This is a genomic window from Nonomuraea salmonea, assembly GCF_042428605.1.
GTDB lineage: Bacteria > Actinomycetota > Actinomycetes > Streptosporangiales > Streptosporangiaceae > Nonomuraea > Nonomuraea salmonea.
On record NZ_JBHMCF010000012.1, the window covers coordinates 289,205 to 311,678 of the forward strand.

Genomic DNA, 22,474 nt, shown 5'->3' on the forward strand with positions numbered 1-22,474 from the left:
CCGCGCGCCCAGCGACGACCTCGCCCGGGGCCCGCGTGCCGCTCTGGAGGAGCGGGCCCAGCCGCCCACCCGGGCACGTTCGACCCTTGCTCGAAAGAAGGACATATGAACACGGATGCGACGGGCGCGAACCGCCCTCTCACTGGCCTGCCCGGCCGGCTCCACGAGGCCCTGGAAGCGCAGCGCCGGCGCACGCCCGATCGCGTCGCCGTCGTCGCGGGCACGAAGCGGCTCACCTACGCCGAGGTCGACCGCATGGCCAACGGGGTCGCCAACGCTCTGAAGGCACGGGGCGTCGGGCGCGGCGACCTGGCGGGGATCTGCCTGGACCGCGACGAGTGGCTGGTGCCCGCGCTGATCGGGGTGCTGAAGGCGGGCGCGGCGTACGTGCCGCTCGACCCGGCCTACCCGGCGGAGCGGTTACGTTTCATGGCCGAGGACTCCGGCGCGCAGGTGGTGGTCACCTCGGCCGTCAAGCGCGACACCGCGTCCCTGACCGGCGCCGCCACCGTGCTCGTCGACGACACGACGCCCGCCGAGCACGGCCCCGAGGTGCCGGGCGAGCCCAGTGACGCCGCGTACGTCATCTACACCTCAGGCTCCACCGGCCGGCCCAAGGGCGTGGTCGTCGAGCACCGCAACACCCTGAACCTGGTGCGCTGGGAGGCGGCCAACTACACGGCAGAGGAGTTGAGCGGCATGCTGGCCGGCTCCTCCATCTGCTTCGACGCCTCGATCACGCAGATCTTCACCCCGCTGTCCGCGGGCGGGACCGTGATCATGGCGGACAGCATCCTGGCGCTGCCGACGCTGCCGGCCCGCGACGAGGTGCGCACGGTCTTCGGCGTACCGTCCGCGCTGTCGGTGCTGCTGCGTGAGCCGCTGCCGGAGGGCGTGCGCATGGTGCTGTCCGGTGGCGAGCGGCTGACCGCCTCCCTGGTCGAGCGCGCGTTCGCGAACCCGGGCGTGCGCCGCGTGCTCAACATGTACGGCCCCACCGAGTGCACCACCGGCAGCACCATGTACGACGTGCGCCGCGGCCACGAGGGCGACCCGCCGCTGGGCGGCCCCATGGCGAACGCGCTGCTCAGCATCCGCGACGCCGACGGCGGACCGGTTGCGGACGGAGAAGTGGGCGAGCTGTGGATCGGCGGCCCCGGCGTGACCCGTGGCTACCTGGGCCACGAGTCGCAGGCGTTCCGCACCGAGCCGGACGGCTCCCGCGTCTACCGCAGCGGCGACCTGGTCCGGTGGGTGGACGGCGAGCTGCGGTACGTGGGCCGCGCCGACGACCAGGTCAAGATCCGCGGCTACCGGGTGGAGCTGGGCGAGGTCGAGTCGGCGCTGGAACGTCACCCCGCCGTGCGCCGCGCGGTCGTGCTCGCGCACACGGACGACGACGGCATCGCCTACCTCGTCGGGCACGTGGAGGCCCCGGGCGTGAGCGAGCCCGAGCTGCGCGGCTGGCTGCGTGACCGCCTGCCCGACCACCTCGTCCCGGCCAGGATCGGCGTGGCCGACGAGCTGCCGATCGCCCCCATGGGCAAGGTGGATCGCGCGGCCCTGCCCAAGCTGCGTCCCGCTCGTACGGGGAGCGAGGCGCCTGTCGCGCCGCGCACGGACGACGAGCGCCTGGTGGCCGAGGTGATCGCGGACGTGCTGGGCCTGCCCGAGGTGGGCGTGCACGACCGGTTCGCCGACCTGGGCGGGCACTCGCTGGCCGCCGCCCGGGTGGTGATCGAGCTGTCCCGGCGGCTCGGGCACACCGTGCCGCTGGCCTCGTTCCTGATCGAGCCGACCGCGGCCGGGCTGGCGGCGCGCCTGCGCGAGCCAGGCTCGGCGCCGCTGCGGCGGACCGGCGCGACCCGGCACCCGCTCACCGCCGCGCAGCGCGAGTTCTGGACGCTGCGCCAGCTCCACCCGCACAGCCCGGTCACCACAGTGTCGGTCCGGCTGCGCGTGCGCGGTCTCGGCGGGAGCGCGCCGCTGCGCTCGGCGCTCGACGCGGTCCTGCGCCGGCACGAGGCCCTGCGCAGCACGGTCGCGGTCGGCGAGGACGGCCTCCCGTACGCGGTCGTGCACCCGCCCGTCGCCGTCCCCCTGGTCGAACACCCGGCGGGCGCTGACCCGGTGAAGGTGGCGCGGACGGCGGCGGAGCACGTGTTCGACGTGACGAGCGAGGTGCCGCTGCTGCGCGCGAGCCTCTGCCCCGCGGGGGACGACGTGGCCGAGCTGGTGCTCGTGACCGATCACCTCGCCTTCGACGGCGGTTCCGTGGGCGTGCTGATGGAGGAGCTGGCCGCCGAGCTGGCGGGAGAGAACGTTCCCGAGCCCGCGGTGCAGCTCGGCGACGTGGCGGTACGCGAGCAGGAGGACCGGCCTGACCTTGAGCGGCTGCGGGAGTTCTGGCGGGACGAGCTGGCGGGCGCGCCGGTGGCGGGGCCGCCGCCCGCCGATCTGACGACGGGCCGGGTGATCAGGGCGCTGCCCGAGGAGTTCACGGACGGCGTGGCGGCGCTGGCGCGAGCGTGCGGCACGACCCCGTACGCGGTGTACCTCGCCGCTCTCGCCCTGGCCGCCGGAGAGGCCGACACGCTGGTCGGCATGGTCGCGGCGCGGCGCGCCGAGCCGGAGCTGGCCAGGATCGTCGGGCCGCTCATCGACACCGTGCCGGTACGGCTGCGGCCGGACGCCGCGCCGACCTTCCGCGACCTGGTCAGGCAGGCCGGGGAGGCCGCGACGCGGGCGCTCGTGCATCAGGAGATCCCGCCCGCCGAGCTGCCCCGCTCCCCCGTGCTGCTGGCCATGCAGCACGCCGAGGTGCCGGTGCGGGCCGGCTGTCTCGACCTGCTGACCGAGGTGGGCTCAGGCGCGGCGGTGCACGAGTTCAGCGTCCTCGTCAACCGTACGGTCGAGGGCTCCGAGCTGCACCTGGAGTACGCGGTCGCGCTGCTCTGCAGGGAGACGGCCGAGGCGTACCTCGACCGGCTGCTGTACCTGCTGCGGCGAGCCGTGGCCGAGCCTGACCAGGGGATCGCCGCGTTCGAACGGGTCACCCCGGACGAGCGCGCCGCGCTGCTGGCCCGCGCGGCCGGGCCGCGGCTGCCCGACGACGTGCCGGCGGTGCCGGTGGCGCTCGCCGCGCACACGACGGGGACGGCGGTGGTCGGTCCTGACGGCGCGACGCTGAGCCACGCCGAGCTGAACGACCGCGCCGACCGGATCGCGGCCGGGCTGCTCGCGCACGGGGTGTCTCGGGGGGACGTGGTCGGCGTCCGCGTGCCGCGTGACCTGATGGTGCCCGCGGTGCTGCTGGGCGTGTGGCGGGCGGGAGCGGCGTACCTGCCGCTCGACCTGGACCACCCGGACGAGCGCCTGCGCCTGCTGGCCGCGGACGCGGGCGCCCGCGTGGTGCTCACTCGCGGCGAAACGCCCTCAGAAGTGCCATCTGAAGCGCCCTTCGAAGCCGACGCGCCTCAAGCGGGCGCGTCTCAAGCGGGCGCGTCTCAAGCGGGCGCGTCTCAAGCGGTACTGGACGGGCCGGTGATGCTCGATGCGGATCGGCTGGCGGCGGGTCCCCATGCGGACCTGCCCGAGGTCGGTGCCGAGGATCTGGCGTATCTCACCTACACCTCCGGCTCCACCGGCGCCCCCAAGGGCGTCGAGGTCACCCACGGCGGCCTGGCCGCACTCGTGGCCGGCATGATCCAGACCCTCCGGCTCGGCCCGGACGACGTACAGCCCGCGGTCTCGCCGCTGAGCTTCGACGCCTTCGCCTCCGAGCTGTGGAGCGTCCTGACCGCCGGCGGCACGTCCGTGATGGTGGACAGGACCACGGCCGAGGACGGGCACGCGCTGGCGGAGCTGATCACCACGAGCGGGGCCACGGTGGTCGACCTGGTGCCTACGTCGTACCGGATGCTGCTGGCGGCCGGCTGGACGGGCGGCCCCGGGCTGCGCGCCGTCGCCGGCGGTGAGGCGCTGGACCCGGCGCTGGCCGAGCAGATCCTGCCGCGCGTCGGCGAGCTGTGGAACGCGTACGGCCCCACCGAGACCACCGTCACCTCGACGCTGCACCGGGTGCGCCCGCACGAGGGCGACCGGGTGCCGATCGGCTCGCCGATGCCGGGTGAGCGGGCGTACGTGGTGGACGCGCACCTGCGGCTGGTGCCGCCGGGGGCGGTCGGCGAGCTGCTGCTGGGCGGGGCCGGCGTGGCGCGCGGCTACCGGGGCAGGCCCGACCTGACCGAGGCCGCCTTCGTGGCGGACCCGTTCGCGCCGGGCGGCCGCTGCTACCGTACGGGCGATCTGGCGCGCTGGCGGCAGGACGGGACGCTGGAGTTCCACGGCCGCCGCGACCACCAGGTGAAGGTCCGCGGCTACCGGATCGAGCTGGGCGAGATCGAGGCCGTGCTGCGCGAGGTCACCGAGGCCGCGGTGACCGTGGCGGGCACGGAGACGGGCACGGAGATGGGCACGGAGGCGCACGCCCACCTGGTCGGCTACGTCACGCCGGAGACGGCGGACCTGGCCGCGATCGAGCGGCACGCCCGTTCCAAGCTGCCCGGCCACATGGTGCCGCGCCGCTGGGTCGCCCTGCCGGCCCTGCCCACGCTGTCCAGCGGCAAGGTGGACCGCTCCGCGCTGCCCGAGCCTGACACCGGCCCCGACCCGGCACGGGTCGCGCCGGCCACCGACGCCGAGCTGCTGGTGGCCGCCGTCTGGGCCGAGGTGCTCGAACGGCCCGAGGTCTGGGCGGGCGACGACTTCTTCGCCCTCGGCGGCGCCTCGTTCGCCGCGACCAGGGTGGCCGCGCGCCTGCGCGAGATGTTGCAGGTCGCGGTGCCGGTGCGGTTGTTGTTCGACCGCCCGGTGCTGGCCGGCTTCGCCGCCGCGCTTGAGGAGCTGCTGGCCGCTGAGCTGACGGAGGGGAACGAGGGATGACCGAGGTACGTGAGGACCGGATCGCCGGCCTGGTCCGGTCCAGGCTCGCGGCCGCGCTGAAGCAGGCGGAGAAGGCCCCCGGCATCCCGGCGACGTCGGCCACGGACATGCCGCTGTCGCCCGCGCAGGAGCGGCTGTGGTTCCTGGCCCAGCTGGAGCCGGACACGGCGGCGTACAACGTGCCGCTGACGCTGCGGCTGCGCGGCCCGGTGGACGTCGACGCCCTCACCGGCGCGGTCGCGGACCTGGCGGAGCGGCACTGGATCCTGCGCGGCGTGATCGAGGACGGCCGGGTACGCCCCGTCGGTGACGTGCACGTGCCCGTCGTGGACCCGGCTGACCTGGAGCGCGAGCTCAATGAGCACGCCTGGCGGCCGTTCCGGCTGGACGCCGAGCCACCCCTGCGCGCGACGGTGTTCCGGGTCGCCGGCGACGAGTGCGTGCTGGCGCTCACCCTGCACCACATCGCCACCGACGCCTGGTCGGAGCGCGTGCTGCTGGACGACCTCGCCCGCCTGTACGCCGCCCGCCTCGGCCTGGAGCCGCCCCCCGCTCCTCCCGCCCTGCAGTACGCGGACGTCGCCGCGTGGGAGGCCGACCGGCCCGACACCGACCTCGACTGGTGGGCCGGGCACCTGGCGGGCCTGCCGCCGGTGCTCGACCTGCCGCTCGCCCGCCCGCGCCCGCCCGTCCCCGGGTGGGCGGGCGCGGCGGTGCCGGTCGAGGTGCCGGCGCCGCTGGCGGCGAAGGTGCGCGCGGTGGCGGGGACGTCGCCTTTCATGGTGTTCCTGGCCGGTCTGCAGGCGTTGCTGAGCCGCCTGTCCGGCGTGGACGACATCGCCGTGGGCGTGCCGCACGCGGGACGTCACCACCCCGACGCCGAGCGGGTCGTCGGCTGCTTCGTCAACACGCTGGTGGTGCGCGGCGACACCGCGGGCGATCCGACGGGCGCCGAGCTGCTGGCGCGGGCGCGTACGGCGGCGCTGGACGCGTACGCGCACGCCGGCACGCCGTTCGAGCGGGTCGTGGAGCGGCTGCAGCCGGACCGGAACCTCGCGGTCACGCCGCTGTTCCAGGTGATGCTGAACGTCTACGAGACGGGCGCGCCGGTGTCGCTGCCCGGGCTGGAGGTCGAGGCGGGGACGACGGCCGCGCCGACCGCGAAGTTCGACCTCAACCTGGAGCTGGGCGACGACGGCACCGGCTTCTCGGGCGAGTTACGGTACCGGACCGACCTGTTCGACGAGGCGACCGTGCGGCGCCTCGTCGCCTGGTACCTGGAGCTGCTCGACGGCATGCTCACCGACCCCGGCGCGCCGGTGCGGCTGCCGGCCGGCGACGACCTGCGCGGCCCCGCCACGGACCTGACCGTGGACGTGCCGCTGCACGCGCTGGTCGAGCGGGTGGCCGACGCCCGCCCCGACGCGGTCGCGGTCGGCTCGCTCAGCTACGCGGAGCTGGACCGCCGCGCCAACCAGGTGGCCCATTGGCTGCTGGCGCGCGGGGTGCGCCAGGACGAGCCGGTCGGCGTGCTGCTGGAGCGGCGGCCCGAGCTGGTGGTCGCCATGCTCGGCGTGCTCAAGGCGGGCGCCGCCTACCTGCCGCTCGACCCGGTCTACCCGGAGCGGCGCAACGAGGCGGTGGTGGCCGACGCCGGGGCGCGGATCGTGGTCACGGACGCCGAGCTCGCCGCCGCCGCGGACGGGTCGCGCGAACGTCCCGACGTGGCCGTACGGCCTGAGCACCTGGCGTACGTGATCTACACCTCGGGCTCGACCGGGCGGCCGAAGGGGGTCGCGGTCGAGCACCGGCACATCACGCACTACCTCGGCGCGGTGGCCGAGGCGCTCCCCGAGGGGCTGACCTCGTTCGCGCTGGTGTCCACCGCCGCGGCCGACCTCGGCATGACGAACGTGTGGTGCGCGCTGACCACGGGCGCCACTCTCCACCTGATCGACCACGAGACGGCCACCGACCCGGCCGCGTTCGCCGCCCGCCTGGCGGCGCACCCGGTGGACGCGATCAAGATGGTGCCCAGCCAGCTCGAACTCCTCGGCACCGCCGCGCTGCCGCGGAAGCTGCTGATCCTGGCCGGTGAGGCGGTGCCGGCGGACCTGGTGGCGCGGGTCCGCGAGGCGCGGCCCGGCCTGGAGGTGCAGATCCACTACGGCCCCACCGAGACCACGGTGTCGGTGCTGGCCTGCGACGCGAGCGAGAGCGCCCCCGGGCGGGCGCCGTTGGGCCGGCCGCTGCCCGGCGTGGTGTGCCGGGTCGCCGACCGGTCGGGGCGGGCGCTGCCGGCCGGCGTGCCTGGCGAGCTGTGGATCGGCGGGCCCAGCGTGGCGCGCGGCTACCTGGGCCGCCCCGACCTCACCGCGGAGCGCTTCACCGATGGCTGGTACCGCACCGGCGACCGCGTCAGGGTGACGGGTGACGGGCTGGTCGAGTTCCTGGGCCGGATCGACGACCAGGTGAAGGTCCGCGGCTTCCGCGTCGAGCTGGGTGAGGTCGCCGCCGCGCTGCGTGCCCTGCCGCAGGTCGCCGAGGCGTACGTGCAGCCGGTCGGCGCCGGCCTGGAGCGGCGGCTGGCCGCCTGGGTGACGCCGGCGACGGTGAACGTGGCCGAGGTGCGGGCGGCGCTGCGCGAGCGGCTGCCCGACTACATGGTGCCGGCCGCGATCGGCGTGCTGGAGGCCCTGCCGCTCACCCCGAACGGCAAGGTGGACCGGGCCGCGCTGCCCGAGCCCGAGGCGGGGCCCGCGGTGCGGGTGCCGCTGGGCACTCCGGCGGAGCGCCTGGTGGGCGAGGTCTGGACCGACGTGCTCGGGCTCGCCGAGGTGTGGGCGGACGACGACTTCTTCGCGCTCGGTGGGCACTCGTTCGCGGCGACCCGGGTGGCCGGGCGGCTGCGGGAGCGGCTGGGCGCGGCGGTGCCGGTGCGGCTGCTGTTCGAGCACCCGGTGCTGGCCGACCTGGCCGCCGCGCTCCCCCGCCCGGCCGGCGCCGAGCGGGTGCGGCGGGCGCCGGTGGACGGGCCGGTGCCGCTGTCCGGGGTGCAGGCCAGGCTGTGGTTCCTGGCGCAGCTCGAACCGGACAGCAGCGCGTACAACGTCCCGGTGGCGCTGCGGCTGCGCGGCCCGCTGCGGGTGGAGGCGCTGCTGGGCTCGGTACGCGACCTCGCCGAGCGGCACCACGTGCTGCGCAGTGTGGTGGACGCCTCCGGAGCCGAGCCCGTGATGGTGGTACGTGACGCCGGCGAGGTGCCCGTGTCCACCGCCCGCGTGACCCGGCCGGAGGTCGGGGACGTGCTGGCCGCGCACCTCGCGACCCCGTTCGCGCTTGACCGCGAGCCACCGATGCGCGCGGTCCTGCTGGCCGTGGATGACGCGGGAGCCGATGCGGGGGATGACGGCGAGCACGTGCTGTCGCTCACCTTCCACCACATCGCCACCGACGCGTGGACGCGCGGGCTGCTGCTCGACGAGCTGTCCAGCCTGTACGCCGCCCGCCTCGGCCTGCGCCCCCCGCTGGCCCCGCCGCCCGCGCAGTACGCCGAGGTGTCGCCGGTCCCCGACCCGGCCGACCTGGACTGGTGGGCCGGGCACCTGGACGGCGTGCCGCCGGTGCTCGACCTGCCCACCGACCGCCCGCGCCCCGCCGTTCCCGACCCCGGCGGTGCCGCGCTGGACCTGGAGCTGCCGGCCGCGCTGAGCGAGCGAGTCAGGGCGGTGGCCGCCGCGTACCGGTCCACGCCGTTCATCGTGCTGCTGGCCGGACTGCAGGCGCTGCTGGCGAGGCTGTCGGCGACCGCGGACATCGCGGTCGGCGTGCCGGTCTCCGGCCGCGACCACCCCGACACCGAAGGGGTGGTGGGCTGCTTCCTCAACACCGTGGTCGTACGGACCGACGTGGGCGGCGACCCGACAGGCCGCGACCTGCTGGCCCGCGCGCGGGAGTCCGCACTGGGCGCGCTCGCGCACGCGGGCACGCCGTTCGACCGGGTGGTGGACCGGCTGCGGCCGGAGCGGAACCTGGCGGCCACGCCGCTGTTCCAGGTGATGCTCAACTACATCTCCGGCGTGGCCCGGCCCGAGCTGCCGGGGCTGGAGGCGTCCGAGATCCAGCTTCCTGAGCTGACCACCAAGTTCGACCTGAGCTGGCACGTCGTGGACGAGGGTCCTGGCGCGCCGCTGCGGGGCGGGCTCGCGTACCGGACGGACCTGTTCGAGCCTGGTACGGCGGACAAGCTGACCCGCTGGTACGTCTCCCTGCTCGACGGACTGCTCGCCGACCTGGACGCGCCGGTGGGCGCGGTGCCGCTGGAGCCGGTGACCGGGCCTGTCGTGGACGGAGGGCCGCCGCCCGAGCCGCCCGCCGGGGCGGTGCACCACCTGATCGAGCGCTGGGTGGACGAGACGCCCGGCGCCCCCGCGGTGGTGGGCGGCGACCGGGCCCTGACGTACGGGGAGCTCGAGTCGGCCGCGAACCGGATCGCGCACTGGCTCCTGGACGCCGGGGTACGCGCGGACGAGCCGGTCGGCGTGCTGCTGGAGCCGGGGGCCGACCTGGCGTGCGCGTTGTTCGGCATCCAGAAGTCGGGCGGCGGCTACCTGCCGATGGACCCGGCGTACCCGGCGGCGCGGATCGCCGCGATGCTGGAGGCGGCCGGGGTGCGGGCCGCGGTGACGGTGAGCGAGTTCGCGCCGCTGATCGGGGACGGCAGGCGGGTGCTGGCGCTCGACCGGCTGCCGTCCCTGCCCGACACCCGCCCCGAGGTGGACGTACGGCCCGAGCACCTGCACCACGTGATCTTCACGTCAGGGTCGACCGGCACGCCCAAGGCGGTGGCCGCCGAGCACGGCGGCGTGCTCAACTACCTGGGCGGCATGCTGCCGCGCATCGGCGTGCCGGGCGGGTCGTTCGCGGTGGTCTCGACGCCCGCCGCCGACTTCGGCCTGACCTGCGTGTTCGGCGCGCTGACCACGGGCGGGACGGTGCACCTGGTGCCGCGCGAGACCGCGATGGACCCGGCGGCGTTCGCCGGCTACCTGGCCGAGCACCGGGTGGACGTCGTCAAGTGCGTGCCGAGCCACCTGGAGCTGCTGGCCTCGGGCGGCGACCTGGCCGCCGTGCTGCCGCGCGAGCTGCTGATCCTGGCGGGCGAGGCGTGCCCGTGGGACCTGGTGGAGCGGGCCAGGGCGGCCCGGCCAGGGCTGCGGCTCCAGAGCCACTACGGTCACACCGAGTCCACGATGATCTGCCTGGTGTGCGACACCGAGGAGATCCCGGCCGACCGGCGGACCGGCATCGTGCCGCTGGGCCGTCCGCTGCCCGGCGTGTACGGCCACCTGGTGGACGCGGCGCTGCGCCCCGTGCCGCCGGGGGTGCCCGGTGAGCTGGTGGTCGGCGGCCCCGGCGTCACCCGCGGCTACATCGGCCGGCCCGAGCTGACCGCGGAGCGGTTCGTCCCCGACCCGCTGACCGGGGACGGACGCTGCTACCGCAGCGGCGACCTGCTGCGCGTCACCTCCGACGGGCAGATCGAGTTCCGCGGCCGGGTGGACGACCAGGTCAAGGTCCGCGGCTACCGCGTGGAGCTGGGCGAGGTCACCACAGCGCTGCGGGCGCTGCCCCAGGTCGCCGAGGCCGTGGTGCTGCCCGTCGGCGAGGGCAGGGCCAGGCAGCTCGCCGCGTGGGTGACGCCCGCGACCGTGGAGGCCGCGGCCGTACGCTCGGCGCTGCGCGAACGGCTGCCGGACTACATGGTGCCGGCGCACGTCGTGGCGCTCGACCGGCTGCCGCTCAACCCGAACGGGAAGATCGACAGGGCCGCGCTGCCCGAGCCGGTGGCGGAGCAGGCCGCGTACGCGCCGCCGTCGACGCCGAACGAGGAGCTGGTCGCCGGGGTCTTCGCCCACGTGCTCGACGTGGAGCGGGTGGGAGCGGGCGACGACTTCTTCGCCCTCGGCGGCGACTCGTTCGCCGCGGTCCGCGCGGTCACCCGGATAGGCCGCGGGCTGCGGGTGATCGACCTGTTCACCAGGCCCACGGTGGCCGATCTGGCCGCGTTCCTCGGCCGCGAGGACGGCGCCGAGGAGCGGGGCGGGCTGCTGCATCGCCTGGGCGGCGGGCGGACCAGCGAGTTCACGCTGGTGTGCGTGCCGTACGGCGGCGGCTCGGCGGTGGTCTACCAGCCGCTGGCCAAGGCGCTGGGCGACCGGGTGGAGGTGCTCTCCGCCGAGTTGCCCGGCCACGACCCCGCCCGCCCCGACGAGCCGCCGCTGCCGCTGGAGGAGCTGGTGGACGTGCTGGCCGCCGAGGTGGCGGCGAGCGCGTCGGGGCCGGTCGCGATCTACGGCCACTGCGTGGGCTCGGCGGCCGCCGTCGCGCTCGCGCGCCGGCTGGAGGCGGACGGCGTGCCCGTGCTGGGCGTCATCGCCGCCGCGAGCTTCCCCGCCGCACGGCTGCCCGGCGCGATCAGGCGGCTGTTCGGCGGCGACCGCTTCGTGTCGGACCGGATGTTCCGCGACGCGCTGCGCGCCTCGGGCGGCCTGCTCGACGACATGGACGAGGACGCCAAGCGCACCGCCGTACGCGCGATGCGGCACGACGCCGACCAGGCGCAGGAGTGGTTCACCCGGGAGCTGGCCGGCGAGGGTGCGCCGCTGCGCGCCCCGATACTCAGCCTGGTCGGTGAGCGTGACCGCGCCACCGAGCTGCACGAGGAGCGCTACGCCGAATGGGCCGCGTTCTCGCCCCGGGTGGAGCGGGCCGTGCTGCCCAGGGCCGGCCACTACTTCCTGCGTCACCAGGCCGAGCCGCTGGCCGCCCTCGTGCTGGAGCGCCTGACGCGCTGGTCGGCGGGCGCACTGCCCGATCCGGTACGCCCGCCGGAGCGCACCAGGCTGTGGCCCTTCTACACGGTGGCGGCCGGGCAGATCGTCTCGGGCCTCGGCACGGCGCTCAGCTCGTTCGCGCTCGGCGTGTGGGCCTACCAGCTCAGCGGCGAGATCCTGGACCTGGCGCTGGTCACGATGCTGGCGCAGATCCCGGCCGTGCTGCTCACCCCGCTGGGCGGCGCGCTGGCCGACCGGATCGACCGGCGCAAGATCATGCTGGCCTGCGACGCGCTGTCCGGGCTCGCCATGGTGGCGCTGGTGCTGCTGCTGATGACCGGCGAGCTGCGGTTCTGGAACGTCTGCGCCATCGTGGGCGTGACCTCGGTCGTGACGGCGTTCCAGCAGCCCGCGTGGCTGGCGGCGGTGGCGCAGCTGGTGCCCAAGCCGTACCTGCCGCAGGCCAACGCGCTGGCGAACGTGGGCTTCGGCATCGGCAACGTGGTCGCGCCGCTCGCGGGCGGCGCACTGATCGGCCTGTTCGGGCTGTCGGCGGTGGTGGCCGTGGACGTGGCCACGTTCGTGGTCGGCGTGGTGACGCTGCTGCTGGTGCGCTTCCCCGACCGGCTGTTCCACCGGCGCGAGGAGACGTTCACGGCGGCGCTCACCGGCGGCTGGCGGTTCCTGCGCAGGCGGCGGCCGCTGCTGGTGATGGCGCTCTACTTCGCGGTGGTGAACTTCTGCACCGCCCTCATGTGGGTGCTCGTCACCCCGGTCGTGCTGTCCATCGGCGACTCGGCCGACCTGGGCGTGGTGACCGCCGTCGGCGGCGTCGGCGCGGCCCTGGGCACCGGCGTGGTGCTGGTGTGGGGCGGTACCAGGCGCCGGGCCACCGGCATGATCGGTTTCGTCGCCGGGTCGGGGATCGGCGTCGTGCTCATGGGCGTGTGGCCGGTCGTGTGGCTGGTCGCGGCCGGGCTGTTCATCCGGCTGGCGTGCATGAGCATCGGCAACGCGCACTGGCTGTCGATCATCCAGGTCAAGGTGGGCCCCGAGCTGCAGGGCCGGGTGCTCGCCGTGAACATCATGATCGCCACGGCCATGCAGCCGATCGGCTTCCTCGCCGCCGACCCGCTGGCGGAGTGGGCCGGGCGGTTCACCGACGGGCCCGGCGGAGGCGCGGGAGCGGTGCTGCTGGCCAGCGGCGTGTTCCTGGTGGCGTGGGGCCTGCTGGGGCTGCGCTACCGGCCGCTGCACCACCTGGAGGACGTCGTCCCCGACGCCGCGCCGCCGTCCGAGGCCGCGGCCGACCTGGACGCCATCCAGGAGAGGGTGCTGAGCGCGTGAGCGTGGAAGACGTGCTGCGCACGACGCTGGTCACCGCCGCCGACGTCCGGGCGGCGGCGGCCCGCATCGCGCCGTACGTGCGGCGCACCCCCCTGCTGCGGCTGCCCGGCGAACGGCTCTGGGTCAAGCCGGAGAACCGGCAGCCGACCCGCTCGTTCAAGGTGCGCGGCGCGGTCAACGCCGTCGTCCGGCTGGCCAGGCAGGGCGTACGGCACGTGATCGCGCAGTCGTCGGGCAACCACGCCCAGGCCATCGCGTACGCGGCGGCCGAGCAGGGGCTGCGGGCGACCGTCGTGCTGCCGGACACCGCTCCCGAGCTGAAGGTGAGCGCGGCGCGCCGGCTCGGCGCCGAGGTGGTGATCGTGCCGCCCGCCCTGCGGGAGGAGGCCTGCCTGGCGCTGGCCGACCGGTTCGGCGCCACCGTGATCGGCTCCGACGCCTTCGACGTCATCGCCGGGCACGGCAGCGCGGGGGCCGAGGTCGTCCCCGACCTGCCGGACGCGGGGTCCGTCCTGGTGCCCGTCTGCAACGGCGGGCTGCTCGCCGGGATCGCGGTCGCGGTCAAGGCCGCCGACCCGGCGATCCGGGTGATCGGCGTCGAGCCCGAGCTGGCCGCCGACGGGGCGGCCAGCTTCCGGTCGGGTACGCGGACGGCGTGGCCGGTGGAGCTGACCTACCGCACGCGGGCCGACGGGCTGCGCGCTCCCGTGCTGGGGGCGCTGGCCTGGGAGCACATCCACCGGTACGTGGACGACATGGTGACCGTGACCGAGGACGCCATCGGCGCCGCCGCCCGCCTGCTCCAGCGGGAGCTGGGGGAACGCGCCGAGCCCAGCGGCGCGGTCGCCACGGCCGGCTACCTCGCCCACCGGGCACACCTGCCGCCTGGACCGGTCGTCGCGATCCTGTCGGGCGGCAACGTCGCGACCGGCACGGCGCCGGCGGCCCTTTCGGGGGGCGACGTCGCGACCAGCGCGGCGCCGACGGCCCTGCCGGGAGGCGACGTCGCGACCGGCACGCGGCCACTGATGCGGCCTGAGGTCGTCGAGCAGGGTTAGGGACGGTGCTCGGCTATGCGCGCGAAGGCGTGGACGTCCAGCTGCTCGCCGCGGGCTGAGGGGTCCACGCCGGCGGCGCGGAGGGCGCGTTCGGCGTCGGCCGGGCTGCCGGCCCAGGTCGCCAGGGCGGCGCGGAGGGTCTTGCGGCGCTGGGCGAAGGCGGCGTCCACGGCCTCGAAGACCTCTTCGCGGGTGGCCGTCGTGGGCGGCGGGTCGCGGCGGACCAGGGACACCAGCCCTGAGTCGACGTTGGGGACGGGCCAGAAGACGCTGCGGCCGACCGGCCCGGCCCTGCGCACGTCGGCGTACCAGGCGGCCTTGACCGACGGCACGCCGTACACCTTGGAGCCGGGGCCGGCCGCGAGGCGGTCGGCCACCTCCGACTGCACCATGACCAGCCCCTTGCGCAGGGACGGCAGCACCTCCAGCAGGTGCAGCACCACGGGAACGGCCACGTTGTACGGCAGGTTCGCCACCAGCGCCGTGGGCTCGTGGCCGGCCAGGTCGTCGGTTGTGACCTTCATCGCGTCAGCGTTGACCACCGTGAGGTCACCGGCGGGGGCGCGGTCGGCGACCGTGAGCGGGAGCTGGGCGGCGAGCACCGGGTCGATCTCGACGGCGACCACGTGAGCGGCCGACGGCAGCAGCGCGAGGGTGAGCGAGCCGAGGCCGGGCCCGACCTCTATGACCACGTCGTCAGGGGAGAGATCGGCGACGCGGACGATGCGCCGGACCGTTCCGGCGTCGATCACGAAGTTCTGCCCGAGCTTTTTTGTCGGACGAAGATCTAGCTTGTCCGCCAAAATACGTATTTCTGCAGGGCCCAACAGCCTCATCATCCAACCAGTCTCCCGCATCGAAGAACGTGTGATGGCGTACGGGGAGATCAAAGGAGAGGATGGCGTGGAACAGGAAGGAACGTCCCTCATGGAGCCAACGGGCGCCGCGCCGCTCCGGCCGACCGACTTGCGGGAGATCGGGCCGTACCGGTTGCTGGGCCGACTCGGCGAGGGCGGCATGGGGACCGTGTTCCTCGCCCGCGCGCCGACGGGGCGTTTCGTCGCACTCAAGGTGGTGAAGGCGGAGTTCGCCAACCAGGAGGGGTTCGCGGCGCGCTTCCACGCCGAGGTCGAGAACGCCCGGCGGGTGGCGTCGTTCTGTACGGCCCAGGTGCTGGACAACGGCAACACCGGCGACGGGCGGCCGTACATGGTCACCGAGTACATCGCGGGCACTCCCCTGTCCGCGCAGATCACGAACTACGGGGCGCTCGATCCCGGGCCGCTGCACGGCGTGGCGCTGGGGGTGGCGGCGGCGCTGGCGGCGATCCACGTCGCCGGGCTGGTGCACAGGGACCTCAAGCCGGCGAACGTGATCCTGTCCATCTCCGGGCCGCGCGTGATCGACTTCGGGATCGCGCGGGCGCTCGATCGTGAGACGGGGTTCACGATGTCCGGCGAACTGCTGGGCAGTCCGGGGTGGTGGGCGCCCGAGCAGGTACGCGGGGAGGCCGTCAGTCCTGCGGCCGACATCTTCGCGTGGGGATGTCTGGTGGCTTACGCCGGGAACGGGCGGCATCCGTTCGGGCGCGGCGACCCCATCACGCTCGCCACCCGCGTGCTCAACAACCCGCCCGACCTGGGAGCGCTGCCCGCGCCGCTCAACGAGCTGGTACGCCGGGCCACCTCCATGGACGCCGCCCTCCGGCCCAGCGCCCAGGACCTGCTGATCGCGCTGGTGGGCGGCACCGCCCCCGCCCCCACGACTGCTGCTCCGGTCGCCGACCCGCCGACGCTGGTGGCCACCGAGATGCTCGGCGAATGGGAGCCCCCGCAGAACGTCGTCAACGAACCCGACATCACCGCCACCTTTACCACCCCACCCCCTAGCGACGCGACCGGGGTGAAGGGTGGGGCGGTCGCCCCAGAGGCTGTTACGGGGCCGGGCAGCGACTCAGAGGCCGCCACCGGACCGGGCGCCGGCTCGGAGGCCGTTACCGGACCGGGCAGTGGCTCAGGGGTCGCGACCGGGCCAGGTGTCGGCTCGGGGGCCGTTACGGGGCCGGGCAGCGGCTCGGGGGTCGCCACCGGGCCGGGTGCCGGCTCGGGGGCCGGCAGGCAGCGGGGGGTTCCGCCTGCGGCCTCCGGCGCCGGTGCGGCGGGGCCCTCGCCGAGCGCGCCCGAGCACGACCAGGCGTCCATCGAAGAGCGGGCGCGCCGGGAGGAAGAGGCGGCCAAGGAGGAGCTGGCCCGCTGGAAGGTGCCCGGCCAGACAGAACCCCCTGCCGGTGCCGGGCGGGTGCTGGGGCTCTTCTCCTTCGGCAGGCGGTCGCGTGGAGCCGGCCAGGAGGACGGTGCGCCCTCCCAGCCAGGCGCCGACCAAAACGTCGGGACGGCGCGGGGAGGCGGCGAGTCAGCACCGGCCGGTGAGCCGGCGGCGGCCGGTGGGCCCGCGCAGAGAGATGGGGCCCCGTCCCGGAGCGGCGGAGCCGCGTCGGACAGCGGGCCCGTCCCGCGCGGTGAAGCCAGGCAAGGCGGCGGACCCCTGCCGGGCGGTGAATCTCTGCCGGGCGCTAAGCCTCTGCCGGAGGGTGTTCTGCCTGGGCGGAGATTAAGCGCGGAGACCCTGCCTGGGACGCGGGCTCCCCTGGGTACGCCCGTCGACGAGCCCGACACGCTCAACGGGACCCGCGCGCCGGGTACGCGGTGGCTCATCGCCGCCGTGGCGGCCGTGGCGGCGATCGTGGTGACGGTGGCGGTGCTGATCGCGACGTCCGGGCGCAACACGCCCATCACCGCGAACCAGGCCGCTCCCTCCCAGGTCGCCGGCAGCGCGAAGCCCAACGACGTGGGCCGCAGGTTCGCGCTCGGCCCGAACTTCGACGACCCGGTCGCGATCGTGGCGGTGGCGCCGGAGTGCGGGCTGAAGACGTACCAGGACATGTCTGCCGCCAAGGGACAGCTCTGCGTGGTCCGCTGGACGATGATCAACCCGGGCGGCGAGCGGCGCGAGCTGGTCCAGCCCGTGGTGACGATGGTGGACGACCGGGGCGCCGAGCACGACGCGGCCGCGCTCACGCTGCCCCCGGCCATCCTGCCGGGCGGGCGGCTGGACAGCGCGTTCGTGTTCGACATGGCGGCCTACCGCAGGCCGGTGACGATGACGGCGACCATGCTCGAGAACGGGCAGCAGATCGAGGTGGCGCTGGGATGATCAGGGCGTTGGTGCCGCTCATCGGGCTGCTGGCGGCGATGACGGGAGTTCCGGCCGTGGCCGACACGGCCGCGTGCGCGGGCGCGGCGGACTTCGACGGTGACGGGGTGGACGACGTCGTCGTCGGTGACCCGTTCGGGGACGAGCAGAAGGGGGCCGTGCACGTCCTGTCGGCGGGCAAGGTCGTGCCGGTCGCGGTGCCGGGGCCGGCCAAGGGCGACGGGTTCGGCTGGTCCGTACGTCTGGCGCAGGTCAACGGCGACGCCTGCGCCGACCTGGTGGTCGGGGCCCCGTACGCGGACGTGGACGGCGTCGAGGACGCCGGCGCCGCGTACGTGATCTTTGGCGGCCAGGCCGCTCCCCCGCTCCTCCTGACCGCGACGCAGCCGCAGCGGTTCGGGCACTTCGGCTGGTCGGTGGCGGCCCGGGGCGACCTGGTGGCGATCGGGGCGCCGTACGAGGACGAGGGGGACCTGCCCGACGCCGGTGCCGTGTACGTGCGCAAGGGCGCGGGCGAGCTGCGCCGCATCAGCCAGGAGAGCGTGGACGTGCGGGGCAACAGCGAGGTCGGCGACCAGTTCGGCTGGTCGCTGGCGTTCGGCCCGGAGAACGCGCTGGTCGTCGGCGTCCCGTACGAGAACGACGACGGCCTGGGCCGCCAGGTCGAGGACGGGAAGATCGACTCGGGCTCGGTGGTGTTGATCGACGACGTGCTGGCCGCGAAGCTCGCCTCGGTCAAGATCGACTCCCCGACCGGCGCCTCGGGCGACCGGTACGGCTACGCCGTCGCCTACGCCGAGGGCTCCGGGTACGCGATCAGCTCCCCAGGACCCGGCTACGTCGACCTGCTCGGCCCCGACAGGAAGCCCGTGCGGCGGGTGGAGCAGGGGGGCAAGGAGGCGTTCGGGTTCTCGATGGCGGCCTCGGCGGACGGCCGGCTGGCGATCGGCGCTCCCTACGGGGGCGGCGTGCGGGTGGTCTCTTGGAAGGACGCGGAGGAGGACCGGCGGCTGGAGGACGCGGACGGGCTGTTCGGCTCGGCGGTGGCGTTCAGCGGCAACAGGCTGTACGTGGGCCAGCCGGACGCCCGGCCGTACGGCCGGGTCGCGGTGGCGGGCAGGAACGCCGAGACGCTCCAGCCGCTCCAGCCCGCGAAGGGCGCCGACTTCGGCATCTCCCTCGCCGGCTGAAGCGCCCCTTGTCAGGAGCCCCCGCCGGTCGACCGGCGGCGGGGACCAGGCAGGGAGCAGACCGGGAGCAGACCGGGAGCAGGCAGGGAGCAGGCAGGGAGCAGGCGGTGGTCAGGTGGTGGGGAAGAGGCGGTCGCCGCAGGCCGGCCACTGCCCCTGCCACCGCCCGCCCACCTGCTGGTAGAGCACCTGAGCCCGGTACGTCTGCTCCTCCTCCGGCCACTCCGACGGCAGCCCCATCCCGCCCACCGACTCCCACACCGGCAGGCTGAACTGGTACATCCCGTAGTAGGGCCCGTCCGCGTTGTACGCCAGCGGATCCCCGTGCGACTCGCAGTGCGCCAGCGCCTTCCAGTCGAGTTTGACCACGTCGCGCGGAATCGGCACGGCACGCGGCGGGGTGACCGTGATGACCGTCCCGTCCTTGGGGAAGCTGTCGAGCGGCGGATCGACCAGGTAGCCGCGTCGCACCGGGATGCCCTGCCGGCGCAGCACCCCGCGCACGGTCCGCGCGGTGGTGCGGGAGGTGCGCCTGGTGTTACCGGTCATCACGTGCACCTTGCGCCGCGTGTAGAAGGTCAGGGACATGCCTTCGAGCGGCACCTCGTACGCGGGCGGCGCGGACAGCCGGCCGGCGGCGGGGGTCAGGTCGAGCTCGGCGAGGGCGTCGCCGACGTTGGTGGCGGTGACGAGGTGCCTGCTGGTGTGGCCGTCGAGGGTCAGCGTGATGGGACGCGCGCGGCGTACCTCGATGGTGGCGCCGTCGGTGACCTCTTTGTGGGCGGCGGGACGTACGACGTCGCCGAAGCCCAGCGACACGCCGGTGTCGTCGAGCACCTCGCCGACGGTGACCGCCATGGCGTGGACGGGCCTGCGCTCGCCGTCCACGATCACCGTCACCTCTTTGACGAGCAGCGACACGGTGACGAGCGCGCCGACGGCCACCGCGCCTGCCGTGCAGACGACGGGCGTCCACGGGGAACGCCACGGGAGCGGCGGACGGGGCGCACGCCTCTTTCCTCGCAACGGGGCCACCTCCGAGTAACCGGAAACGGCCCGAACGCTAGCGGGGGCGGCGCGGGCGCCCGGAAAGCTTCACCGAAAGATGGTCACCACTCGCCGAAGACCGTGATTCCGTTGCCGCTGATCGCCTCGCACAACCGGTCAGGATGGACGTTCTTGACCTCGGCGAGGCAGCGCAGGGTGAGCGGGATGAGGTAGGGCGCGTTGGGCTTGCCGCGGTGCGGGACCGGCGGCAGGTAGGGGGCGTCGGTCTCGACCAGCATCAGCTCGGCGGGCGCGACCGCGGCGGCCTCGCGCAGGTAGGAGGCGTTCTTGTACGTCACCGGCCCGGAGAAAGACATGAAATATCCGGCCTCGGCGCACTTTTTGGCCATCTCGGCGTCCCCGGAGTAGCTGTGGAACACCACGACGTCCGGCGCCCCCTCGGCGGCCAGCACCTTCAGCACGTCGTCGTGCGCCTCGCGGTCATGGATGACCAGCGCCTTGCCCGTCCGCTTGGCGATCTCGATGTGCGCGCGGAAGCTGGCGTGCTGGTCGTCCTTGCTCGCCCAGTCGCGGTAGTAGTCGAGCCCGGTCTCGCCGACGGCCCGCACCTCGGGCCGCCCGGCCAGCGCCTCGATCTCGGCGAGCACCTCAGGGGTGGCCGCGTGGGCCTCGTTGGGGTGGATGGCCACCCCGGCGTGGACGTCGTCGTGCCCGGCCGCCGCGTCGGCGTTCCAGCGCGAGGAGGCGAGGTCGTAGCCGATCGTGACGAGCCGCGTCACCCCGACCGCGCGGGCGTCGGCGAGGATGCTGCGCACGCTGGCCTCGGACGCCTGCGCGGCCTGCGCCACCGGGTCGCCCGACGACGCCTGCCGGTTGCCCACCATGATGTCGAGGTGGCAGTGGCTGTCGAAGACGGGCGAGGAAAGCGGCTCAGGCGCGGCGGGAAGCTTGCTCACGGGATCTACGGTAGCCCCCGCCGCGCGGCGCCGATCAATCGGCCAGCCGGGCCAGCTCCTCGTCGACGACCTTCGGGTCGAGCTTCTTGAACAGCGGCGACGGCGGCGCGAGCGGGATGCCCGGCTTGATCGGCCGGTGCTCCCAGCGGGCGGCGCCGTCGTATTCGCCGGTGATGACGGGGTAGGGCGTGCCGCCGTCCTCGTCGACCTCGCGGATCTCCGGCATGCCGGACCACACGCCCTCGCCGCCCAGCATCGCGTGGACCTTGTTGGAGGAGCCGGGCAGGAACGGCGTCAGCATGGTCTTGGCGTCGTCGACGACCTGGAGGGCGACGTGCAGGATCGACTTCTGCCGCTCAGGGTCGTCCTTGAGCTTCCACGGCTCCTGCTCGGCCAGGTATCTGTTGGCCTCGCGGACGACGTCGAACGCCTCGGTGATGGCGTTCTTGAAGCGGGAGCGGCCGAGCTCGGCGCCCACGGGCCCGAACGCGTTGCGCGAGCGCTCCAGCAGCGCCCGGTCGGCGTCGGTCAGGTGGCCCGCCTCGGGCACCGCCCCGAAGTTCTTCGCCGCCATGGAGATCGACCGGTTGACCAGGTTGCCCCACGCGGCCACCAGCTCGCCGTTGTTGCGGTTGACGAACTCCTGCCAGGTGAAGTCGGTGTCCTGGTTCTCGGGGCCGGCCACGGCGATGTAGTAGCGCAGCGCGTCGGCGTCGTAGCGGGCGAGGAAGTCGCGGACGTAGATGACGACCTGCCGCGAGGAGGAGAACTTGCGGCCCTCCATGGTGAGGAACTCGCTGGAGACCACCTCGGACGGCACGTTGAGCGCGCCGAGCGAGCCCGGCGAGCCGTCACGGGCGCCGATGCCGTTGTAGCCGAACAGCATGGCCGGCCAGATCTCGGCGTGGAAGACGATGTTGTCCTTGCCCATGAAGTAGTAGCCGCGGGCGTCGGGATTCTGCCACCACTGGCGCCAGGCGTCGGGGTCGCCCGAGCGCCTGGCCCACTCGATGGAGGCGGACAGGTAGCCGATGACCGCGTCGAACCACACGTAGAGGCGCTTGTTGGGCTGGTCGCGCCAGCCGTCGAGCGGGATCGGCACGCCCCAGTCGAGGTCGCGGCTGATGGCCCGGGGCTGCAGGTCGCCGAGCAGGTTGAGGGCGAACTTCAGCACGTTGGGCCGCCACTCGCCCTGCTTGGACTGCAGGTAGGAGCCCAGCACCTCGGCGAAGGCGGGCAGGTCGAGCATGAAGTGCTCGGTCTCGACGAACGTCGGCGTCTCGCCGTTGATGCGGCTCTTGGGGTTGATCAGCTGGATCGGGTCGAGCTGGTTGCCGCAGTTGTCGCACTGGTCGCCGCGCGCGCCGTCGTAGCCGCAGATGGGGCAGGTGCCCTCGATGTAGCGGTCGGGCAGCGTGCGGCCGGTGGACGGCGAGATCGCGCCCATCGTGGTCTTCGGGAAGATGTAGCCGTTGGCGTGGAGGCCCTTGAAGATCTCCTGCGTGACGGCGTAGTGGTTCTTCGTCGTGGTCCTGGTGAACAGGTCGTAGGACAGCCCGAGCCCGGTCAGGTCTTCGGCGATGACGCGGTTGTAGCGGTCGGCCAGGTCTTTGGCCGACACGCCTTCCTTGTCGGCCTGCACCTGGATGGGCGTGCCGTGCTCGTCGGTGCCTGACACCATCAGCACCTTGTTGCCCGCCATCCGCTGGTAGCGGCTGAAGACGTCGGACGGCACGCCGAATCCGGACACGTGCCCGATGTGACGGGGGCCGTTGGCATAGGGCCACGCAACGGCGGTCAAGATGTGCTGGGACATGGTTCCAAGCCTACGGGGTCGTTGGCGATCGTTTGTTCCGCGACTCCCCCTCGCGAAGGGGGCACGCGCGGGCCGGCGGAGCCTGGTGGCCCCGCCGGTGTGCGCG

9 protein-coding genes are annotated in these 22,474 nt (G+C 74.3%); 5 read left to right on the forward strand and 4 right to left on the reverse strand.

Features of this window, described 5'->3' with window-relative positions; all coding sequences use genetic code 11:
* Positions 1–105: 105 nt before the first annotated feature.
* Genes ACFFR3_RS17810 through ACFFR3_RS17820 form a run of 3 tightly spaced genes read left to right on the forward strand, consistent with a single transcriptional unit; the run spans position 106 to position 14,185 of the window.
* Positions 106–4,944 carry a non-ribosomal peptide synthetase gene (locus ACFFR3_RS17810; protein ID WP_379483453.1) on the forward strand — a complete coding sequence of 1,613 codons (4,839 nt, stop codon included), beginning with the start codon at positions 106–108 and terminating at the stop codon, positions 4,942–4,944.
* Entirely contained in the window at positions 4,941–13,127 is an 8,187-nt protein-coding gene (locus tag ACFFR3_RS17815) for a non-ribosomal peptide synthetase/MFS transporter (protein WP_379483454.1), read from the forward strand. The genes ACFFR3_RS17810 and ACFFR3_RS17815 overlap by 4 nt, the downstream gene beginning before the upstream one ends.
* Positions 13,124–14,185, forward strand: a complete 1,062-nt coding sequence (locus ACFFR3_RS17820) for a threonine ammonia-lyase (protein ID WP_379483455.1) — start codon at positions 13,124–13,126, stop codon at positions 14,183–14,185. Before ACFFR3_RS17815 ends, ACFFR3_RS17820 begins: the two co-directional genes overlap by 4 nt.
* Here the strand turns inward: ACFFR3_RS17820 and rsmA are convergent.
* On the reverse strand, positions 14,182–15,042 hold the full coding sequence (rsmA, locus tag ACFFR3_RS17825) for a 16S rRNA (adenine(1518)-N(6)/adenine(1519)-N(6))-dimethyltransferase RsmA (protein ID WP_379483456.1): 861 nt from the start codon (positions 15,040–15,042) through the stop codon (positions 14,182–14,184). The two genes, ACFFR3_RS17820 and rsmA, sit on opposite strands and share 4 nt — an antisense overlap.
* A gap of 46 nt (positions 15,043–15,088) precedes the next feature.
* Between rsmA and ACFFR3_RS17830 the strand changes: the two genes are divergently transcribed.
* Positions 15,089–17,398, forward strand: a complete 2,310-nt coding sequence (locus tag ACFFR3_RS17830) for a serine/threonine-protein kinase (RefSeq protein ID WP_379483457.1) — start codon at positions 15,089–15,091, stop codon at positions 17,396–17,398.
* A complete protein-coding gene (locus tag ACFFR3_RS17835; RefSeq protein WP_379483458.1) occupies positions 17,395–18,588 on the forward strand; it encodes a hypothetical protein in 1,194 nt (397 codons plus the stop codon). The genes ACFFR3_RS17830 and ACFFR3_RS17835 overlap by 4 nt, the downstream gene beginning before the upstream one ends.
* Before the next feature lie 111 nt (positions 18,589–18,699).
* Here ACFFR3_RS17835 and ACFFR3_RS17840 read toward each other — a convergent pair whose 3' ends face one another.
* The 3 genes from ACFFR3_RS17840 to metG form a co-directional block, all read right to left on the reverse strand.
* On the reverse strand, positions 18,700–19,614 hold the full coding sequence (locus ACFFR3_RS17840; RefSeq protein ID WP_364371774.1) for a resuscitation-promoting factor: 915 nt from the start codon (positions 19,612–19,614) through the stop codon (positions 18,700–18,702).
* An 83-nt stretch (positions 19,615–19,697) separates the two neighbouring features.
* Positions 19,698–20,552, reverse strand: a complete 855-nt coding sequence (locus ACFFR3_RS17845; protein WP_364371777.1) for a TatD family hydrolase — start codon at positions 20,550–20,552, stop codon at positions 19,698–19,700.
* A gap of 34 nt (positions 20,553–20,586) precedes the next feature.
* A complete protein-coding gene (gene metG / locus ACFFR3_RS17850) occupies positions 20,587–22,368 on the reverse strand; it encodes a methionine--tRNA ligase (RefSeq protein ID WP_364371780.1) in 1,782 nt (593 codons plus the stop codon).
* Between the last annotated feature and the right edge of the window lie 106 nt (positions 22,369–22,474).

Excerpts from the sequence above, each read along its gene's own strand:
- ACFFR3_RS17810 (WP_379483453.1), top strand. The coding sequence starts at position 106 with ATGAACACGGATGCGACGGGCGCGAACCGCCCTCTCACTGGCCTGCCC.
- ACFFR3_RS17815 (WP_379483454.1), top strand. The coding sequence starts at position 4,941 with ATGACCGAGGTACGTGAGGACCGGATCGCCGGCCTGGTCCGGTCCAGG.
- rsmA (WP_379483456.1), bottom strand. The coding sequence starts at position 15,042 with ATGCGGGAGACTGGTTGGATGATGAGGCTGTTGGGCCCTGCAGAAATA.
- ACFFR3_RS17835 (WP_379483458.1), top strand. The coding sequence starts at position 17,395 with ATGATCAGGGCGTTGGTGCCGCTCATCGGGCTGCTGGCGGCGATGACG.
- metG (WP_364371780.1), bottom strand. The coding sequence starts at position 22,368 with ATGTCCCAGCACATCTTGACCGCCGTTGCGTGGCCCTATGCCAACGGC.